The organism is Flavivirga spongiicola (genome assembly GCF_030540825.1).
Taxonomy (GTDB): domain Bacteria; phylum Bacteroidota; class Bacteroidia; order Flavobacteriales; family Flavobacteriaceae; genus Flavivirga; species Flavivirga spongiicola.
Map to the genome: position 1 here is coordinate 281,071 of NZ_JAUOEO010000001.1, position 22,084 is coordinate 303,154.

Genomic DNA, 22,084 nt, shown 5'->3' on the forward strand with positions numbered 1-22,084 from the left:
ACTAATTAAAATTGAAAGTTAATATTGAATCCGTAAGACCTTTGTGAGGGCTGTTGCAGATTCGTATCTCCAACAGTGAGTCTATAGGTATCTAAATCTCCGAAAAAATCATCTTTTGTCCAATAGAATAGGTTTCTACCAATAAGTGATATTGTCGCGGCATCTAAAAATGTTTTATCTAACAACTTAGATGAGAATCTGTACGTCAAAGTCACCTCTCTTAGCTTAACAAATGTTTTATCTTTAATAACGCTAGGCCAATCTGCTTTATAACCTGAAGCCCAATTTTGATAATCCACTTTAAAAGTACTAGGTTCAAAAACTCTTGTGTCTTCCAGTATATTACCATCCGGATCGTATGTTACATCTCCGGATGCTATTCTTACACCTTCTATTTGCATAGTTCTGGGATCTGTACCATTTACATAAGCTATATTAGATAGCTCTCTTTCCGAGTGAATAGCATCCGGATGCCCTCCTGCTCTCCATAAATCTCTTTCGTAACGGTCTTGAGTAACCCCTCCAAAACTTCCATCGAATAATACATTAAGAGATAGGTTTTTATAGGTAAAAGTATTACTAAGACCCGCTGTAAAATCCGGTTGTGTATTTCCTGTATTTATTTTAAACGGTGTTCTTCTTGGCAGACCGTTGTCTCTTATAATTAATTGCCCCTCTGGAGAACGCTCCCATACATAATACCAATAGTCTGATAGGCGGGTACCCACTCTGGTTTTAAAACTAGCATCTTGGTCTCCTTCCCATTCCGGAACTGTGCCATCTTGCAACGGAGGTAATGATGTTAAGTAATGCTTATACTTATCGAAATTAAGGATGGTTGTCCAGGTAAAGGTTTCAGATTTAACCGGCGTAGCCGTAAGTGAAAAATCCATTCCTCTACGTTCCGTGGTTCTACCATTCTGTAAAATTCCATCCCATCCCGAAGCATCAGAAAAACGCTGCGTATATATCTGAGGTCCAAACTCGTTTTCATAATACGAAAAGTCTATACCTATACGACCCTTAAATAACTTCATTTCAAAACCGTACTCAAACGAATTTGTAAATGATGCTTTTATATTTGGATTCTTTATAACAAAATCATCGTCTGTATCTCTAGGAAAACTAGCTGTTGGTTGATTTCTCCATCTATCAGTCTCATATGAATTAACCGCATCATAAATATCTAAATCTCCCCCTACCTGAGCATATGAGGTTCTTAACTTTAAGTAACTTATTGGATCCGGTAGATCGAAAAAATCGCTTATTACTGCACTGGTATATACTGAAGGATAGAAAAAAGAATCGTTAGCCTCCGGTAATGTTGAAGATTTATCAACTCTACCTGTCATACCGAAAAACAATCTGTTTTTATATGATAAATCCAGAGATGCATATGCACTGTATACTCCTTTAAACTCCTTAGAACTTGTAGGTGTTACCTGGTCTGTAGAATTATCTAAAGTAAATATCTCCGGAATGATTAATTGCGTTGTAGCCGCACTTTCTCTTTCTATTCTTAAGTAACGTTGATTAGCTCCTAAATTTGCATCAATACCAAAATCACCATTAAAAAACTCTTTATTATACATTAATAAAAAATCGGTGTTATTTTCAAAATAACGTGTGGCATTGTATCTAAATCGTCCTCCCCTATCATTAATATCATAATCATAGATATCCTTAGAGATTTCTTCATTGTTAGTTAAGGAATACCAATTCAAAGTAGATCTTACAAAACCTTTTAAATCTTTATTAATTTTAAAATTCCCTTTTAAATAGGTCGTAATATTATTTTTTGTCCACGGACGCTTCCATCCATAAGATAATGCATAAGGGTTGTTATATCTCCAATTCTCTACAAAGTCCTGCTTTATACCTTCTTTACCCGGTTGCCAAACATGTTTAAAATTACGTACATCAAAATGTGCACCTCCCCAAATAGATAATAAATATATTGGTGACGTAGGCCCATACGTTCCTCTAATTCTATTGTCTGAATATTGGTAGTTATACTGTAATGACCCATCAATACTGATAGCATCAGATAAAATTAGATTACCTCGTAATCTAAACGTATTAATATCTAATCGTTGTCCCGGCGTAGAAGCCTTTGCATTCTTAAAGGTATTAGAAATAATAAAACTTCCTTTATCCGATCCCGACTGCACCGTAAGGTTATGAGACGTAACATGTCCAACTTCCATAAAGTTTTTTAGATTATCTTCTCCTCTCGATATCCAAGGCGTGGGAATACGATACCCCGTAACAGGATCTATAGGTGAGTCGTACTGTTCTATTAATCTTCCATCGAACTTAGGCCCCCATAAGGAGTAGTCAAAATCGTTAATTCCACCACCTTGAGTTAAACCGTCTCCTCCGGCCAAACCACCACCAAATCTATATCTCCCGGTATTTCCAGGACCATATTCAGTTTGTGCTCTAGGAATTCTTAAGAATCCATTTTGAAAGGTCGTCGAAGAATTATATGAAATTTGAGTTCCGGTTAAACCTCTACCGGACTTCATTGTAATTTGAATAGCGCCATTAGATCCTAAAGAACCATATAAAGCGGATGCCCCTGCACCTTTTAATACCGTAATATTTTCTATATCATCTGATGATAAATCCCAAAAATCACTATTAGGTTGTGGGACACCGTCTACCACTATTAAGGGTCTTTCTCCTCTTAAGAAAATCCCTGGGTCAGAAAAGAAATCAGCGCCATTAGTAATTACTGTAACACCGGCTATTTTACCTGTTAAAGACTCTACTATGTTAGGAGAAATTGCTTTTTGTAAGGCATCACCTTTAACTTCTTGAGTCGCATAACCGACACGCTTTTTCTCTTTTCTAATTCCAAGAGCAGTAACAACAACTTCTTCTAATTTTGCTGCATCTTCTTTAAGTATAACATCTATTTCATTTTCGTCTCCAACTGTAACTCTTACAGCTTTCATACCTATATAGGTAAACTCTAAAACGTCTCCTTTTTCAGCTTTAATACTATAGTTCCCATCAAAATCTGTTTGAGCACCTGTAGATGTTCCTATCTTTATAATATTTACTCCTGGCAAAGGAACATTCCTCTCGTCTGTAACTGTTCCTGTTATAGTGTTTCCTTGTCGTTCTTCTATAGGAATTTCTTCTTGCTCTTTAATAATAATGGTATTACTATCTGTAAAGTTGAAATTAAAATCTTTGTTAGAAAGACTTTTCTTTAAAAGCTTATTAGCTCCAATTACACCTTTTTTAAGGCCTATTTTCGGAAAATCCTTAAACATATCCACCTGATATATAAAGGTGTAGCTTGTTTGCTCCATAATAAGATCAAAAACCTCATCTACAGTTAAAACTTTATCTGTTTTTATTTTAATTTTTGTATTCTGAGATAAAATATTACCTGATGTAAGGCTAAAAAGCGTTGTACAGAATAAGAAGATAAAAGACCTCATCATGATAATTAATAATTTCTTTTTAAAGTAAAAAAGAACATTGGTTGATTTAATTTCCATAAATTTGTATGTTATTAATTTAGTTAAACATTAATTAAGTTAGTAATTCTAAAAAAGGAGGGTAAAGCGTTTTAACTTTGGACAGTCTAAACTTTGCTCTCTTTTCTTTTTTGGTTATTTTATAAGTACTGTTTTTCCGTTTATGTCATAGGCATTAATATCTTTTGTGTTTTTTATAATTGTTAATATTTCTACTAAATTTTGATTTTTATTTAATACACCTTTAAAATTAATAGTTTCTAAATCCTTATTTAAGAATAATATATCTACATCATACCATCGTGACAACACCTTCATAATATCTTTTAAGGATTTACTTCTGAAACTGAAAAAACCATTTTTCCATGATATTTCAGTAAACACGTCAACTTCAGTAATTATGACGCTTTTGTTTTCTTTACTTAAAATAGATTGCTCATTTGGTCTTAAAGACTCTTTTTGAATAGTATTATCTACAGTAACCGCTCCTTCTACTAAAGTGGTATAAACATAAGACTCGTCTCGGTATGCTTTTACATTAAACTCTGTTCCTAAAACTTCAATCTCCTGTCCTTCTGTAAGAACTTTAAATGACGAACCATCATGCTTCATACTTGATGAGACATCAAAATAAGCTTCTCCATATACCAATTCAACTTTACGTTCGTTCCCCTTTACAAAAAATGTAGGATATTTTAATCTGGACTCTGAATTTAACCATACTTGTGTGCCATCTTCTAACTCTATAAAGTATTGACCTCCTCTTGGAATGGTTAAATAATTATATACCATTTTAGAACTATCTAAAACTTTATCGTTTACAGTACTATAAACAATCTTTCCTCCATTGCTTTTTACATTATTGTAAATATAATCTTCACCATTTCCTAAAACAATACTAGTACCGTTTCCTAAAGTTAAAACGGCTTTATCTCCACCTATTTCAATATCATTATTAGTATCTGCAATTACAGGGATCTCTTCAATGATGACCTCATCATTCTGAATTAAGAAAAAAGTTGTAGAAATTAATAAGACTACAGATGCAGCTATAGCATATTTTAACCAAGAATGTTTGGTTACAGGAATATAAAATTTATTAGAACGTTTATCTGATTTCTTTAATACAACTTCCCATGACTTTTCCTTATTAATAGTTTCATATTCTGAAGTTTTTTGGACAATCTCCTCAAAATTAATATTCTTTGAAAACGGGTATTGCTTATAATACTCTTTTAAATGCAACTTTTCAGAAGCATCTAAATCTTTTATTTTTTTCTTTACTATCAGTTTAGATATGTAAAATATCTCTTCCATTTTTATACTTTATATACTAATAGAACAATCAAGTATAGAAAAGGTACTACTGGAATCTGATTTTTTTTTTTAAGCAATGAAAAAAATGTTAAGAATATTTTTTTTTCTTGAACAATAAGAAATTGATAATAGTTTTCAGCTCTTTAAATTCTTCTCTTAAAATTTTATAAGATTGAGATTTTAAAGTTTTCACAGTTTGAAGTTTTATTCCTATAATTTCAGAAATCTCTTTGTTTTTTATACCTCTAAGGCTTAATTTTATGATTTCTTTTTTTCTTTTGGGCAAAATTTCAATAATACTATTTAACTGCCTTACAATTTCTTCTTCTAAAATTTGTTTTAAAAATAAGTTATCGTCTTCTAGTAATTGTATATAGTTGGCACTATATAGATCTTTTACTTTATTGTGTTTAATGATATTATAACATTTATTACGAGTAGATTTATATAAATAAACCTTTAGTGACAAATCATCTGGAAATGTTAGATCTTTCTCCCAAAGATCTGCAAAAATATCTTGTACAATATCTTCACATTCATCTTTCAAAGACAAAAAGCGGTTGGCATATAATACGAGCGCTTCGTAATATGTATCGAAAACCTCTTTTAAGTTATTTTTTGCAGATGTATTGATATGAGAAATAAATTATAATTAATTGGCAATTTACAGCTTGAAAATTAATCAAAATATACGAAATTTTAATCACTTTTTATCTCTAGATCATAAACAACTGTATATCATAATAATATAATTTTTATGGTAATAAAGAATTTCTTGAAACAAACTATCCCCGAGGCAAGCCGTAGGGGTATTTCGTTCGTTTCATACCCAATCAAGTTGAGCACAAGCTATGACCTAATGGTCAAAAACCGAAATTCTGTTATTTAGATTCCCGCTTTCGCGAGAATGACAATTTCAACGGAAACCCCGAGGCAAGCCTACGGAGAATTCTTTACGATTAAACCCATATGAATACTATTACAGAGATTACTATCCTTCTTTTTTATTTGAGCGTGCATCGGCACACCGTTGTCTAAAATCATATTCAAACGGATCAAAATCACCAAATCTATCTATCTTGAACGGATCTATATTTGTATAAGGTTGTTTATTGTAAATCAACTCAGCAATAACACGACCATATCCCCCAGAAGTTGCTACACCAGCACCAGAACAACCTGTTGCTATATATAATCCTTCCATATTTTTTGCGCTCCCCATAGCCAAAGAAGCATCTGGTGTATAGGTTGATATGCCCGAAATACAATGGGCTATTTCCATGTTTTCAAAGTCGGGAAAGAATTTTTGAAATGCTTGCCCTTCTTCCAATAGTATATCCCAATATTCATTTTCATTAATCAGATTATAACCATGCATACTATCTGGTAATTCTTTAGGGTTTACATGTACTCCAGCACGGTCTCGAATCCCAAAAAGCAAAGACTCTCCTTCAGGCCTGCAATATGCCGAAGCGTCAGGAAAAATAACCATAGGCTGGTTAGGATTAAATAAATCCGGTCTGTTACCGGTAATCCAATAAATACTTCTTACGGGAGCCATAGGAATAGCTTCGCTTGCTTGCATAGATAATAAGTTACTCCAAGCCCCAGCAGCATCAACAACCACATCACAGGGAATAACACCTTCTTTCGTTTTAATACCGGTTATTTTTCCGTTATCACTTAAAATTTCCTCAACATTGGTATATTGCTTTATTTTAGCGCCTTGCATTTTGGCAGCTTTAGCAAAATTATTTGCCAAAACGGTAGACTCCATATAACAATCGTCTTTCATAAAAGCACCCCCTCTAACACTTTCAATATTAATCCAAGGTAATTTCTCTTTTATACTCTCTGAAGTCAACCATTCTTGCTTTAAACCAAACTCATCTGCAATATCCATTAAACTTCTAATACTTTTTTCTGAGGTTTCAGATGCAGCGATATGGATACTTCCTACCTTCATAACTCCAGAAGGTTCACCAAGAAGCTGTTCCATATCACCAATAGCAGCTATTGTTTCCTTGACCAAAGGAATAATCGATTTTTTCGATCTAGCTAGAGTAATTAAAGAAGCCGCAGAAGCTGTGTTGCCACTTCCTATATAATCTTTATCTACCAATGTCACATCTGCGTCTCCTAGTTTACTTACATAATATGCAACGCTAGTTCCTATAGTACCTCCTCCAATTATTACAACTTTTTTCAATTTAAAAAATTTAGGTTTACCGTTGCAATATATAATATTTTTTTACTTATAATATAATAATTAGACTATAAGTAAAAAAAATAATGTATAAAATTATATTATAAGTAAATTTATTTTACATTTGTGAAAATTTAATTGAATAATATACTATCGCAATGGAAATTAATAACAGGGTTTATCCTAAACAAAAAAAGACAATAATAGGAATATGTATGGACGGTACTTCATACCCATATTATGAAGCAGCAAAAGAAGTCATGCCAAATTTGCAACGCTTTATAAAAGAAGGATCAAAAGGAATGGTAAAAAGTGTGATCCCTTCATTTACAAACCCTAATAATATGGCAATTACTACAGGTGTACCACCAAATGTAAATGGTATATGTGGAAATTTCTATTGGGATACCGAATTACAAGAAGAGGTCATGATGAGTGATCCAAAATACTTAAAAGTGCCTACTATTTTATCGGAGAAAAGTAAAAATGGCAATAAAGTAGCTGTAGTTACTGCTAAAGAAAAATTAAGACGCATGCTATCACATAATCTTGATGGTATTTGTTTTTCTGCTGAGTTTGCTAATGAAGCTACATTAGAAGGAAATGGTATTGAAAATGTTGAAACTGATCTAATGGGTAAAGAGAGACCTGGCATTTATGATCCTTATATTTCAGTTTACTGCATTGAAGCAGGTGCAAAACTTTTACAAAAACAGCATTTTGATGTCATGTATTTAACAACCACAGATTTTGTACAACATAAATATGCTCCGGGAGATCCAGAAGCAAACGATTTTTTATCAAAAATAGATTATTGGTTTGGAGAACTAGATAAATTAGGAGCCATCATTGGTATTACAGCCGATCATGGAATGCAAGCAAAAACTAATGCTGATGGCACACCTAAAGTTCAGTTCATTGAAAAATTACTAAATGAGCAAGGTATTAATACCAGAGTCATTTTACCTATTACAGATCCTTATGTAGTACATCATGGTGCTTTAGGTGGTTATGGTACTTTATACTTAGATGATAAATCACAATTAGAAACTGCTAAAGCCTATTTATTAAGCTTAGATGGTATTGAAAAAGTGTTAACCAATGCTGAAGCTGTTGAAGCTTATGAATTACCTGGAGATAGAATTGGAGATTTAGTAGTGCTTTCTGATGCAGCTACAACCATTGGGAGAACTCCAGATTGGCATGATTTAGATAAAGTAAAAGAAGGTTTACGCTCTCATGGAGGCGAACATTGCCAAGTAGTACCAATGGTTTTTAATAAAAAATTGAATGACGAGTATGCTGAGAAATTGGCAACAGGTGAAAGCAGAAACTTCGATTTATTTCACTTCTTAAGTAACGGGTTTTAAGAAACTAACCAAAAAAAGAATATTATGATTGAATTTGGAAGTATAATTAACGGAGAACAAGTTAAAGGAGATGAATGGATTGAAGTACATAATCCTTACACCAAAAAATTAGTAGGTAGAGTTTCTTCTATTAATACAGATACTTTAGACAAAGTTTTAAGAGACACAAAAAACACTAAAATCACACTAACGCGTTACGAACGTTATGATATTTTAAATAAAATAGCCAATGCACTTGAAGAACGTGTCGATGAAGTAAGTCAAATGATTACTGATGAAACAGGGCTTTGTTTAAAAGATACACGTTACGAAGCAAGTAGGGTATCAGACGTGTTAAGATTCTCTGCTATGAAAGCATTAGACGATGACTCTCAAGTTTTTCCTTGTGATGTTTCAAAAAACGGAAAACCAAGACGAATTTATACGACACGTGTACCTTTAGGATTAATTAGTGCCATTACACCATTTAACCATCCTATGAATCAAGTAGTGCACAAAATAGCCCCTGCAATAGCAACAAATAATACCGTGGTTTTAAAACCATCTGAAAGAACACCACTTTCTGCTTATTATTTTGCGCAATTGGCTTTAGATTGTGGTTTACCACCAAACATGCTTAACTGTATTAATGGTAAAGATGTTCAAGCTACGTCAGAAATGATGACAGTACATCCAGATATCACTATGGTTTCTTTTACAGGGGGTAGTGAAATTGGAAAAATCATCGCATCTAAAGCTGGATATAAAAAACTAGTTTTAGAGCTTGGAGGAAGTTCTGCGCTTTTAATTTTAGACGATGCCGATATTGATGAAGCTGTAGAAGTAACCATGAATGGTACTTTTAAGAATTCTGCACAACGCTGTACGGCTGTTAGAAGAATTTTAGTGCACGAAAGCATTGCAGATGAGTATGCAAAAAAATTAGCAGACAAAGTTAAAGCCATAAAATATGGTGATCCTTATGATGCTTCAAATGATATGGGAACTGTAATTACCGAAGCTGCTGCAGAAGAAATGGAAAGACGTGTGCAAGATGCGATTGACAATGGCGCCGTTCTTTTAGCAGGTCATAAACGCGATGGTGCTTTATTTGCACCAACCGTTTTAGATCATATTAAAAACGATCATGTCGTAGTTGCTAAAGAAACCTTTGGTCCTGTGGCTCCAATTATCAGATTTTCTACCTTAGATGAAGCCATAGACATTGCAAATGATACTCCTTACGGATTATCAGGCGGTGTAGTAAGTAACCACTGGCCTTCAATACAACGGGTTATCACAGAACTAGATACTGGTACTGTAAACGTAAATGAAGCGCCAAGTTATCGTTTAGAATGGACGCCTTTTGGGGGTGTGAAAGATTCCGGTTTAGGATACAAAGAAGGTGTTATAGAAGCTATGAAAGGGTATACTTATGTAAAAACATACTCTTTACCATGGGACATTGCATAACAATATCATAATATTAAATTAAAATTGACTGCAGTATTATGCGATAATATTGCAGTCGATTAAATAGACTAAACCTTATCAAAATGAAAGAAATTAAACGAAACATATTATTAAATCCAGGACCAGCTACAACTACAGATTCTGTAAAGTTGGCTCAGGCATGTCCAGATATTTGTCCAAGAGAGCAAGAATTTGGTGATTTAATGGAATATTGTGCCACAGAAATTACAAGGTTTGTTGGAAACCCTAATGAATATACAACCGTGTTGTTTGGTGGTTCAGGAACGGCAACAGTAGAAGCTATTTTAAACTCTGTAATACCAGATACCGGTAAAGTATTAATTATAGATAATGGCGCCTATGGAAAACGTATGTGTCAAATTACTAGTGTTTATAAAATACCAACCGTTGTTTTTGAATCGTCTTCCATAGAGCCCATAGATTTAAATGCATTAGAAGCTTTAATTGAAAGCACAGATGGATTAACGCATTTGGCAATGATTCATCATGAAACCACGACTGGTTTATTAAACGATATTACTTCAGTTGGTGAAATCTGTAAAAGACATAACGTAAGTTTCATAGTAGATTCCATGAGTGGTTTTGCAGCCATTCCTGTAGATATGAAAGCTATGAATATTGATTATTTAGCAGCAAGTTCTAATAAAAATATTCAAGGGATGGCTGGTATTGGATTTGCTATTTGTAATAAAGCTACTTTAGAAACTACAGCATCTATTCCTATGCGTAGCTTATATTTAAATTTATACGCCCAATACGTCTATTTTGAAAAAACCCATCAAACACGTTTTACACCACCAGTGCAAACCTTCTATGCTTTAAAACAAGCTATTGTTGAAACTTTAGAAGAAACTATTGAAGGTCGTTATGCGAGATACACAAAATCTTGGGAAACTTTAATAGCTGGTTTAGATGCATTAGGTTTAGAATATTTAATTGATAAAAAGTACCATTCAAAAATCATCACTTCTATTATAGAACCAAAAGTTGATGCCTATAATTTTAATGAAATGCATGATTATTTCTTTGAAAAAGGATTTACCATTTATCCTGGAAAAGTAAACAATTATGATACTTTTAGAATTTCAAACATAGGACAAATTGATTATACAGACATAGAGGCATTCTTAAAAGTTTTAAAATCTTATCTTGTACAAATAAATTATTTGAACAATTAAAATTTTAAAAAAATGGAAGACATACTAGTAAACCTCGGAAAACAGCTAAAAAAAATACGTGTAAATAAGAGCTTGAGTTTAAAACAAGTCGCTGAAATGAGTGATGTTAGTATTGGATTAATTTCTAAAATTGAAAATTTTAGAACCACACCATCTCTTCCAGTATTATTAAAAATAATGCAGTCTTTACAGATTGATTTATCAGAATTAAATTTAAGTTCGAATAATAAAGAATCTTATATTTTAATTAAAAAAGGTGAGGGAGAAATTGAAGAACGAGAAGATTCCAGAGGTCTAGAATATACATTTTTATTTTCCGATGGCATTTCTGAAAGTAACTTAAGAACTTATATTGTAAAAGTTAATAAAGATGTTTATCGTGAACCCATTTCAACAGATGCAACCGAACTTATATACGTTATCCAAGGATCAATAAATTACATTCTAAATGATGAATTGTTAATTCTGGGAGAAGGTGATGTCTTATTTTTTGATGGTTCAATTCCTCATGCCGTTCAAAATAAATACTCAACTACAGCTGTCATGCTAAAAATGTATTTTATAAAAAAAACACCATATTAATTATATGAATTTAAACGCTAAGCAAAAGTACTGGAGAAAGAGAATATTCATCTTAACATGGATGGCCTATGCCGGCTTTTATTTTGGAAGAAAAAACTTAGCTGTTACATGGAGTTCCATGGAAGGCGATTTAGATTTAGATAACTCTGATTATGCTTCTATTATTTTTGTTTACAGTTTAATTTATACCATTGGACAGTTTTTAAATGGGTATTTATCCGATAAATTTGGACCTCGTAAAATTGTTAGTATTGGTTTGTTTTTAGCTGCCTTTGCTAACTTTTTTCTCGGCATGTCTTTTTCCGTTGGAATTATTGTTTTCTTAATTGCTTTAAATGGTTATGGGCAATCAACTGGTTGGAGTGGCTTAATAAAAAACATGACCCCCTGGTTTAGAAGCAATGAGAGAGGTATCGTTATGTCATGGTGGTCAACCTGTTATGTTACCGGTGGATTTTTAGCTACTATTTTTGCGACCTATGTCGCTTTTGATATGGATTTTATGTCTGATATGGGGTGGAAACGCGGATTCTTTTTTCCTTCCATTATTCTTTTAATAATTGCTTTTCTTTATTTATTATTCACAAGAAATAACCCTAAAGACATTGATCTTCCAGTTATTATAGAAAATAAGTATCAAATAAATTCCGATGGTAAATCTGAAAGCTTAAAAATACTTAGTTTATTAATCAAAAATCAAGCCCTCTGGATCTATTCAAGTTGTTATATGATTCTTAAAATGACTCGTTATGCCTTTCTTTTTTGGCTTCCAATATATCTTGAAAAGTCACTAAACTATAGTGTTAGTGATGCTGGATACATATCATCTGTATATGAATTAATTGGTTTTTTCGGGGTTATACTAGCTGGCTATGCTTCAGATAGGTTATTTAATTCAAAAAGATTTAGTACTGTATCTATAATGATGATTGGTTTAGCTGTTGTTTGCTTAATTCATCCTTATATGGTAGCGTTTGGTAAAACGGGTGTCATTTTAAGCATCGCTCTTATAGGTATTGCTACTTATGGCCCCGATTCACTTATCTGTACAGCTGGCTCTATGGATGTTGGTGGAAAAAAAGGAGCAGGTATGGCCTCTGGGATTATTAATGGCATGGGCTCAATTGGACAGATGTTTTCAGGTTTCATAGTTGTTGCCATTAATGAAGCTTTTGGTTGGGATAATCTTTTTTATTTCTTTGTAATCATGTCGTTAATAGGTGGAGGATTAGCTGCTTTGAAATGGAATTTTAAAAGCCCCCATTTTCATATAACAAATGAATGAGCCGTTTTTTAGGAGGCCTTGAAAAAGAATTAATTAAAACATCTTTACATACCAACAATCCGTTTTGGCTTTTCTCTTTGTTGACGACTATAAGAAACTTGACTAAGAATAAAAGGTATTAACCCCAGGACAAGCCCTGGGTCTTGAAAATTGACTCAAGGATTGAGGTATTAAACCCGAGATCCCGCTAGATACCGAAGTAAGTTCGGCACATCAAGCGGAATTAACTCAACTAGCTGTTAGGCATTGCTTCGTTACTTTTCAAAACAGGGTTTTCCTGCCACGCAATATCCGTGGACTAATAAAAAAAGTGCTAAAAGCTTTTTAAGTGGATGATCATTTTATTTTGAATAATATGGTCCAAATCTTTGTTTTACTGTTAATTTTATAGATTCGTCATTTAAAATGATGACTTCATATTTTTTCCCGTTAGGGTAAACCCTTACTACAATATGTCCGTGCATACTTTTATAGTTTTCCTTAAACCAAGGGCCATAGGTTACTATAGTTTCATCATGCATATCAGTAGCAAAAATGTCCCGTTTTTCAGCATTATTATCTTTATAAATGAGACGTTGATAAACTTCCTGCCCTGGATGGTCTGAACACCATGATTGTTGAATGACAACTTTTGGATCTAAAGAATTTACAAAAAACTCATTGGTAGCATCTCTATTCCCATGGTGGTTTAGCGTAGTAACTTCTACTTTACCTACTGCTTTTGCTATAGGTGTTTCAACATCAAACCATTCCGGAAGACCAAACCCCTGCAATCCCGTATTATCGCCTCCAGTAAAATAATCGAAATCCCCATAGGATATTTTTAAGGCTAAACTCAAAGGGTTTTCATTATACTTGCCTTTATAAAATGAAATCATGTCTTCGGCGATAAAATATTCGAATGCTTCATTGCCCTTCCCTGTCCAGATTGTACCATTCGATTTTACATTTTGAATTTTAAATGAAGGGTATTTAGCTCCTTCTTTCAATAGTTTTATTTGAGAATCACTTCCCGTTTTTAATGCTTCAGCCAAAATTTTATTTTCTTCTATATAAGTTAGGTATTCCATAAAAGCATCATCTTTTGATAAGTATTCCTTTAAATCAAAAGGGAAATTATAATCGGGATAGTTACGGTCTATTATTTTACGAAAAGGCATTACTCTTCCTAATTCAACTAAACTACCATAATGATCTTCATGAAAATGAGATATGAGTGCATAATCTATTTTTTGATCTTTGCTTTTTGGAATTATATTTTTAATATAGATGCCAAGCCATTGAGCTACAGATAATGAATCATTTGGTTTTTGAGAAATGGCCTTTAATGGTGCATATTTTTCTTCAAATGCATCTTTATCTAAACGACCTGCATCGAATAGCATAGTTGTACCATCAGGAAGTATAAAAAAAGTGGCATCTCCTCCCCCCGTATTAATATGATGGATATCAAAAAACCCTTTCTCCCATGGCTGAAACCCATTAATTATTGCCGGATTTTCTTTTGTTATTTTTTTATTTTGATTGCAACTATAAAAAAATAATATAGTAAATGGGCATACTAAAAGCATTATCAAAGAAGTTTTTACCATCTTTCTGTGAATTAATTTTTGAATACTAATTTTAAAAGTGTTCATAATTTATCAATCTCTAGATTTAGCATTCCATACAAACAAAGCGCAAATTAAAGAGAGTATTGCCGCTCCCAACCAAAATAATTTCACAGTTGAAAAATCATAGTTATCAACCCCATTAAGTGTTGTATGATTATCTCCTATAAGATATCCACTTACTATGTCTTGAATGCCAGCACCAATGTAACTAGCAATTCCGATTAGACCCAAAGCTGCTCCCGATGCTTTTTTTGAAGCTATATCTACTGCCATTAAACCTCCAACAAAAGTAATTAAAATTCCTATTGCAAATCCAAACAATAACATACTAACCGTATCTACCCATGGATAACCATCTGGGTAAAATAGAAATAAGGAAATAGCTGTTACATTTAAAATACCCGCTATTAATACTGGTACATTACGACTTCCTTTAAAAAATTTATCTGAGATTATACCCGAAATAATAGTACCAATTATACCACTAACAGCACTTACAGAAACAATAGAACTCGCTTCTAAAGTAGTATAGCCTTTTTGTGCTTCTAAATAGTAAATCCCCCAACTTTCTATACCATATCTACTTACATACATTAAGGCACTAGCTAGTGCTAAGATCCAGATATATGGATTCTTCAACACCTCCTTTTGTAACGTTCCTACCGATTTTTCTTTTGCTGAAATTGGAGCATGATCATTTTTATAATCGGCTATGGGTGGTAAGCCTTTGCTTTCTGGAGAATCATGTAAGAATAGCGCAACTACGATTGCTCCTGCTAATCCTATTAGTCCTGCGCCCCAAAAGCCCCATTGCCAGCCTGAAATACTTACTATAAAGGCTACTACTATAAAGGTAATGGCTTTTCCTAGACCATGACTGGCACTCCAGATACCATAATAGGTCCCGCGTTCTTTGTTGCTAAACCATCGTGATAAGGACACTACACTTGGTGCTGCTCCCATGGATTGGAACCAACCGCTTACCCCCCATAAAGTAACAAACACCGTAAAGGAAGTTGTAAAGCCTAATGCTAAATTGATGAGAGCCGTCAATAGTAGGCCCGTTGTCATAAAACGGCAAATGTTGCTTCTATCTGCTAAAAAACCGTTTGTGAGTTTTCCTATGGCATAGGCAAAAAATAATGCTGAACCGATCATGCCTATTTCTGAATCGGTTAATATGCCTGAATCAACAATGGGCTTTTTTACCACACTTAGGCTTAATCTGCAAACATAAAACAAGCTATAGCCTATGGTGGCGGATATAAATACCGACCATCTTAAGCGTTTATAGTTTTTGTCTATTTTTTCCTGGTTTTCTATTTTTGGACCAAACGTAAGAGCTGTGTAGAAATTTGTTATCTTCTTAATCATTCTTGTTATTCTTTAAAAATTTCAAAAAACACACAGCGACTACCGCTGTGCTTTTCAAACTAAACTCAATCAAACTATGATTAAAAAACTTTTTAATTATGTAAACCTTTAGCTCGTAAATATTCTAATAACAATGCTGGACGATCAGTTTGGATCATGTCTATATCATTATCAATATACCATTGATAAATGGTAGAATTGATAGCTGCCTTTTCATCATCATGGCCTTCATTAAAATGTGGCCATAAGGAGTTTACCCAAATGCTAGATCCTGCTGCTCTGATATTTTTGAATTCTGACATTACCTCTTTAACAGCTCCTCCTTTCAAAACAAACTCAAAAGCTACAGGAGGTGTTTTCGATTCCAAATAGTCATCTATAATTTCCTTTGCATCTGGATTAGGAAGTACTATTATAGGCATGAAGTGAACCTTACCTAAATATGCTCCAAATTCTTTTTCTACTTCTTGTTTTCTTTTAACGCCTTTAATAATGACTTGGTCCTGAGTATTTGTTTGTTTTATAACCTCATAACATTTATCAAATATTTGGTAGCTTTTATCTAAATTGATTAGTATTTTTCCTTTAGCTAGTTCTAAAGCTTCTTGAAGTGTAGGTATTTTATGTTGCGTAGCAACACCTAAACCGTCTATTAAACGTATTGTTTTTAAGGAATCTAAAGTCCATTCTTTAACATACCCTTTACCGGTTGTTGTTCTCCCAATAGTATCATCATGCATTAAAACTAGATGTCCATCTTTAGTTTCTCTGATATCAATCTCGACCATATCTACATCGATATCAATACACCTTTGTATAGCTTGTAATGAGTTTTCTGGCGCATTCCTCCAATCTCCTCTATGGGCTATAACAATTATGTCTTTATTTTTAGAGTTTTTTAAATTGGCTATTTTTTCTTGAATCGAAGGGAATAATTGCTGTTCTTGAATGTTTAAATCTTCTATTTTTTCCTTTACACTTTCTTTGCATGAAGAAAAGCTTAATATAAATAATAGGGGTACTATATAGGATTTCATAACCTGACTTTTTAATTAAAAAAAATTAATGGCTTTATAAACTAATAATAAGGGTAATAAAATAAGTATAGAAAACAAGAGGCTGATTTAAATCAACCCCTTGCTCAAACTACTCAAAAAAACTAATTCAAAAAATTTACGAATAATACTTAATACCCTGCATTTTGAGGTAATAAAGCAGGGTTTGTATCTATTTCATTCTGTGGTACAGGATAAAGTAGCTGATTTGCAGATACACTTAATGTTACTGGAATATTACTAGTTTCGGTAACGTGACCATTCATAACTTCTACTGCTCTACCTGTTCTTACCAAGTCTGGCCATCTATGGTTTTCAAAAGCTAGCTCCCATCTTCTTTCATTTTCTATCGCTAATCTAAATTCGGCTTGATTAGTTATTGTAGCAGAAGTCAAATCGGCTAAACCGGCTCTATTTCTAATTTGATTTATCAAATCAAAAGCAGGTCCATCAGCTACATAACCTTGCTCATTTAAAGCTTCAGCGTGCATTAACAAAACATCAGCATACCTTAAAACAATAACATTAAGGTCACTATCTAAAGGTCCAGCAGTTTGTTCTACTAACTTTTTTGGATATAGTATCCCTCCAAAATCACCAATATTTACATCACGACGTAAATCGGTAGGGTCATATGAATTCCAAAGATCAGCAGTAGGTCTGTTGCTACCGTTAGCACTACCATTTACAACAAGAGCCCCACCACCGAATGGTGCAAATTGATTAGCAAAGACACTTCCTTCTCCTTCTCCACTTCCTTCTCCATTAACCTCAAAGGAACTTCCTTGCCCAGAAGTAAATTGTACTTCAAAAATTGATTCAGAATTATTTTCATTTCCTGAACCAAATATATCTGCATAATTTGGTACCAAATTATATCCTGTAACATTTCCTAGAGCCGATATAGCCTCTCCATAGTTTCCTAGTGTTAAATGCACCTTACCTAATAATGTATTTGCTGCACCTTTTGTTGCTTTGCCAACAACACTTTGAGTACTTGGTAAGTTAGTTGCAGCATCTGTTAAATCATTAATAATTTGCGTATAAATAGTTGCTGCTGCATCTCTTCCATTTCCGAAAGCTTCAAAAGGATCGGACGTCTGAGTGGTCACTAATGGCACATCTCCAAAAATTCGTACCAAATTAAAATAACTCAACGCTCTAAGAAATTGGACTTCCCCTTTTCTAATTGTTTTAATCGAAGCGTCCATATCAATATTGTCTATATTATTTAATATGGCGTTACAGCGTTGAATACCATCATAACTATGTACCCAAGTGCTACTTAATAATGAATTTGATGGTTGGACTGCGAAAAGATCCATATTGGTAATGGCTCCTCCTCTTTGTCCAACTGATGACGATTCTTCAGAATTATCTGAGCGTACTTCAAATAAATAAAAAAGACTCTCGCCAAATTGTCCTTGCTGCTGTAGAGCGTCATAAGCTCCATTTACGGCTGTTTCTACATCATTACTAGTAGTAAAAAACCCAGCCGCACTTGGTGTAGAAATAGGGGCCAAATCCAATTCATTACTACATGAAATGAATGAAAAGGCAACTATTATTATAATTAATATATTTTTCATGATTCTGTTTTTTAATGATTAAAATGTTAGATTAAGTCCTACTGTGAAAGATTTTGCTGTAGGATAGCCACCCCAATCAAGACCAGGTTGCAATGGATTTGCATTACCACCAACACTTGAATTTACCTCTGGATTACTTCCAGAATAGTCAGTAAACGTAAATGGATTTATTGATGAAAAGTAAATTCTTGCTTTTTCGATTCCAACTTTTTCAGAAATCTTAGAATCTAAGGTATAACCTAGAGTAATGTTTCTAAACCTCAAGAAATCCCCGTCTTCGATAATTCTGCTCGACCTGTCATAGAAAGCCCCATTATTTCCAGCTCTTGCAAAGCCTGTACCTGGATTTGAAGGTGATTGCCAACGTCCTTCTACACGCTCAGCCAATGCGTTCCCAAAACCTCCTTCTAAAGTTGCAAAGAAATAGTTAAAGTTTAAAATATCATGTCCAACAGTACCTTGTAGTAGAGCTGTTAAATCAAAACCTTTATACTTAAAGGTAGTTGAAAACCCATATGTAAAATCAGGGTTAGGGTTACCTATTACTTTTCTATCATCATTGTCAATCTGCCCATCTCCATTAACATCCTCAATTTGATAATCTCCTGGAGTTGTACCACGCCCCGATGTTACATGCGCAGATGCATCAATTTCTGCTTGTGTATCGTAAACGCCTATAATATTCCATCCATAAAACTCACCCAATGGTCGTCCTACTTCTGTTTTATGATGCTTAGAAATGATTTGCGTTTGGTCTGTACCTAATGAAATGACCTTGTTCTTATTAGTAGAAATATTGAATGATGAAGACCATTCTACTTCACCTAGCTTAATATTATTAGCAGAAATTGCAAATTCAAACCCTTTATTTTCAACTTCTCCTAAATTTTGTAGGGATGAAGTGAAACCCGTTTGAGAAGGCACTGGAACATCTAATAACAACCCATCTGTTGTAGACTTGTAATAATCGGCAATAATTGAAATTTTATTGTTAAAAAGACCCAAGTCTATACCAATATCAATTTGAGACGTTTCTTCCCAAGAAAGGTTAGCATTAGGTGATGTGTCTGCTGAAAGACCTCCAAGATTTTCATAATTAGCAGCATCTAATAAGGCGATACCTCCATAATTACCAATTGAATTATTTCCCGTAATACCCCAACTTGCTCGAAGCTTTAAATCGCTAATGGTTTCACTATCTTGTAAAAAGTCTTCTTCACCCATTCTCCATCCCAGTGAAACTGATGGGAAATTACCCCATTTTGAGTTATCACCAAATCTTGATGAACCATCACGTCTAAAAGAAGCACTTAATAAATACTTTCCTTTATAGTCATAATTCAACCTACTGATATATGAAATTAAAGACCACTCTTCTTCAAGTGTATCTCCTCCAGTAATAACATTAGAGCCATTAAATGTTGAAAAATCGTTAGCACTAGCGTTTGTACTTGTTAAAAAACTTGAAAATAACCTTTCTTTTTGGAAAGAATATCCAGCCAAAACATCGACATTATGATCTTCACCAAATGTTTTCTTAAAATTAAATGTGTTCTCCGTTATATAATTGAAAATATTACCTTCATCCAATCTTCCCACTGCTGCAACTGATGCTCTATTTCTTCTGGTACCAATACTTGATGGTCTAAACTTACTTAGCTCACTATCGGAATAATTTAATCCAAAATAAGTTTTAAAATTTAAATTATCTATTAGTGTAAAATCTAAATAAGTACTTCCAATTACATTAAACCTTCTTTGAACACGTTCTGTTTGAATGGCCATAGCCACAGTGTTTTCAAATCTAGCTCCATTATTCTGTAACCCCGTTGGTGATTGTCCGAATATGATTTGTTCACTTATAGCGAAAGATCCATCTGGGTTATAAGGCGCAAAATTTGGGTATGCAAATTGCGTTATAATTACAATACCGTCATCTCCATGATGATTTTCTGACACTTTATTATTAGTAGAATAAGAAGGAGCGATATTTACGCCTAATTTAACATTTTTCAAAAAGGAACTTTCTGGATTCTTATAAATATTGGAGGTTAAATTTGTTCTGAAACTATACCTTTTAAAATCTGTACTAATAATGATTCCATCTTGGTCAAAATATTCTCCTGACACAGAAAACTTAGTATCCTCATTACCACCTCTTGCTGAAAATTGATAACTACTAATAGGTGCAGTTATATATATCTCATCTTGCCAATCAGTATCGGTTAGTCCAAGAGTACCTGCTAAATAAGGTTGATATACATCTGGGACATAATCTGGAGCAAATACGCCTTGATTTTGAAAATTTTCTGTTTGAAATTCAGCCCATTGATATGCGTTTGCTAAGTCATAGGTGCTAGAAACTTTTTGATACCCAGTATAGGCGTTAAAACTAAATTGAGTTTTACCCTGTTTTCCTTGTTTTGTAGATACCAAAATAACCCCATTAGATCCTCTTGATCCATAAATTGCAGCAGATGCTGCGTCTTTTAATACCTGAATGGATGCTATATCATTTGGGTTTATATCACTCAAATTAATACTTTCTGCAGGGAAACCGTCAATAACTAATAATGGTGATGTTCCAGCTGTTATTGTTCCAACACCTCTCACTTTAATATCTGAAGATACTCCAGGGCTTCCTGTTCCTGCAGAAACCTGAACTCCCGTTACTTGACCTGCTAAAGCTTGATCAAAACTGGTTACCGGAAGATCTTCTATTTGCTCCGATTTCACTGATGCAATGGCGCCTGTTACTTTTTTACGGGATTGAGCCCCATATCCAACTACCACCACTTCATCTAACGCGGCTGTATCTTCTTGTAATGTAATAGCAATATTTGTTTGCCCGTTTACTAAAACCTCTTGTTTTATAAACCCTACGTAAGAAATTATAAGTGTCGCATTATCGCTACTTAAATCAATTGAGAATTTACCATCAAAATCAGTTTGTGTTCCGTTAGTGGTTCCTTTTTCAGCAATATTTGCTCCTGGCAAAGGCTGCCCATTATTATCATTAACAGTCCCATTAATGGGGTGTTTTTGCTGCTCTCTGACATTAACAGGGGCATCATTTACACGTACTGGTAAAGTATTATTATACTCAAGAATAATATGTCTATCGACTACTTTAAATATAATATTAGTGTTCTTTAATAATAATTCTAAAACTGATGATATTTGTTTCTTTTTTACTTTTACAGAAACTATTTTTTGATAGTCGACCTCATTATCATTATAGCTAAATTTAAATTCTGTAAGTGATTCTATTTTATCAAACACTTTTTCTAAACTCACATTTTCAAGATCGAGCGTAATTTTTGTTTTTTGTGCATACGACTCATTGGCTTGAAGCTGGAATAAAGAAGCTATCAGTAAGAGCGTAGTTAGTTTCATTTTTAAGTCAAATTTTAATGAAAAAGAAGCGAGCTTCTTTAACTTAAGTACTTTTTTCATATTTTTGTTATGTTTTTAAGTGGTTATTTATATAATCACTACAATTATAATCGGAAGGTGTTCGCTGCATCTTCCGTTTTTTTGTAATTCTA

At 33.5% G+C, this 22,084-nt stretch carries 14 protein-coding genes; 5 read left to right on the plus strand and 9 right to left on the minus strand.

From position 1 onward, the window contains the following. Positions 1 to 5: 5 nt before the first annotated feature. From Q4Q47_RS00955 to Q4Q47_RS00970, 4 genes are all read right to left on the minus strand, one after another. Positions 6 to 3,515 (minus strand): SusC/RagA family TonB-linked outer membrane protein, encoded by a 3,510-nt coding sequence (locus Q4Q47_RS00955; RefSeq protein WP_303304783.1) that lies wholly within the window; start codon positions 3,513 to 3,515, stop codon positions 6 to 8. Positions 3,516 to 3,629: 114 nt separating this feature from the next. After that, positions 3,630 to 4,811, minus strand: a complete 1,182-nt coding sequence (locus Q4Q47_RS00960) for a FecR family protein (RefSeq protein WP_303304784.1) — start codon at positions 4,809 to 4,811, stop codon at positions 3,630 to 3,632. An 88-nt stretch (positions 4,812 to 4,899) separates the two neighbouring features. After that, positions 4,900 to 5,454, minus strand: coding sequence for a sigma-70 family RNA polymerase sigma factor (locus Q4Q47_RS00965; RefSeq protein ID WP_331497763.1), 555 nt, complete (start codon positions 5,452 to 5,454; stop codon positions 4,900 to 4,902). A gap of 348 nt (positions 5,455 to 5,802) precedes the next feature. Continuing rightward, positions 5,803 to 7,020, minus strand: a complete 1,218-nt coding sequence (locus tag Q4Q47_RS00970; RefSeq protein WP_303304785.1) for an NAD(P)/FAD-dependent oxidoreductase — start codon at positions 7,018 to 7,020, stop codon at positions 5,803 to 5,805. Between the two features lie 155 nt (positions 7,021 to 7,175). On the opposite strand from Q4Q47_RS00970, the gene phnA reads away from it, so the two are divergent. From phnA to Q4Q47_RS00995, 5 genes are all read left to right on the plus strand, one after another. Further along, a complete protein-coding gene (gene phnA / locus Q4Q47_RS00975) occupies positions 7,176 to 8,387 on the plus strand; it encodes a phosphonoacetate hydrolase (protein ID WP_303304786.1) in 1,212 nt (403 codons plus the stop codon). Between the two features lie 24 nt (positions 8,388 to 8,411). Then, a complete protein-coding gene (phnY, locus tag Q4Q47_RS00980) occupies positions 8,412 to 9,839 on the plus strand; it encodes a phosphonoacetaldehyde dehydrogenase (RefSeq protein WP_303304787.1) in 1,428 nt (475 codons plus the stop codon). An 83-nt stretch (positions 9,840 to 9,922) separates the two neighbouring features. Next, positions 9,923 to 11,038: a 2-aminoethylphosphonate aminotransferase gene (locus Q4Q47_RS00985; protein ID WP_303304788.1), complete on the plus strand. Its 1,116-nt coding sequence runs from the start codon at positions 9,923 to 9,925 to the stop codon at positions 11,036 to 11,038. 12 nt (positions 11,039 to 11,050) lie between these two features. Further along, entirely contained in the window at positions 11,051 to 11,620 is a 570-nt protein-coding gene (locus Q4Q47_RS00990) for a helix-turn-helix domain-containing protein (RefSeq protein ID WP_303304789.1), read from the plus strand. Positions 11,621 to 11,624: 4 nt separating this feature from the next. Beyond that, positions 11,625 to 12,905, plus strand: a complete 1,281-nt coding sequence (locus Q4Q47_RS00995) for an MFS transporter (RefSeq protein ID WP_303304790.1) — start codon at positions 11,625 to 11,627, stop codon at positions 12,903 to 12,905. 341 nt (positions 12,906 to 13,246) lie between these two features. Here the strand turns inward: Q4Q47_RS00995 and Q4Q47_RS01000 are convergent, their stop codons facing one another. The 5 genes from Q4Q47_RS01000 to Q4Q47_RS01020 all read right to left on the minus strand — a co-directional run bounded on the left by Q4Q47_RS01000 (position 13,247) and on the right by Q4Q47_RS01020 (position 21,992). After that, a complete protein-coding gene (locus tag Q4Q47_RS01000) occupies positions 13,247 to 14,476 on the minus strand; it encodes a ComEC/Rec2 family competence protein (RefSeq protein ID WP_303304791.1) in 1,230 nt (409 codons plus the stop codon). A gap of 72 nt (positions 14,477 to 14,548) precedes the next feature. Then, complete coding sequence (locus Q4Q47_RS01005) at positions 14,549 to 15,892, minus strand: MFS transporter (protein ID WP_303304792.1); 1,344 nt, start codon at positions 15,890 to 15,892, stop codon at positions 14,549 to 14,551. Positions 15,893 to 15,984: 92 nt separating this feature from the next. Then, entirely contained in the window at positions 15,985 to 16,929 is a 945-nt protein-coding gene (locus Q4Q47_RS01010; protein ID WP_303304793.1) for a glycerophosphodiester phosphodiesterase family protein, read from the minus strand. A 149-nt stretch (positions 16,930 to 17,078) separates the two neighbouring features. Next, positions 17,079 to 18,536 carry a RagB/SusD family nutrient uptake outer membrane protein gene (locus tag Q4Q47_RS01015; RefSeq protein ID WP_303304794.1) on the minus strand — a complete coding sequence of 486 codons (1,458 nt, stop codon included), beginning with the start codon at positions 18,534 to 18,536 and terminating at the stop codon, positions 17,079 to 17,081. Between the two features lie 18 nt (positions 18,537 to 18,554). Next, positions 18,555 to 21,992: a SusC/RagA family TonB-linked outer membrane protein gene (locus Q4Q47_RS01020; RefSeq protein ID WP_303304795.1), complete on the minus strand. Its 3,438-nt coding sequence runs from the start codon at positions 21,990 to 21,992 to the stop codon at positions 18,555 to 18,557. Positions 21,993 to 22,084 lie beyond the last annotated feature (92 nt).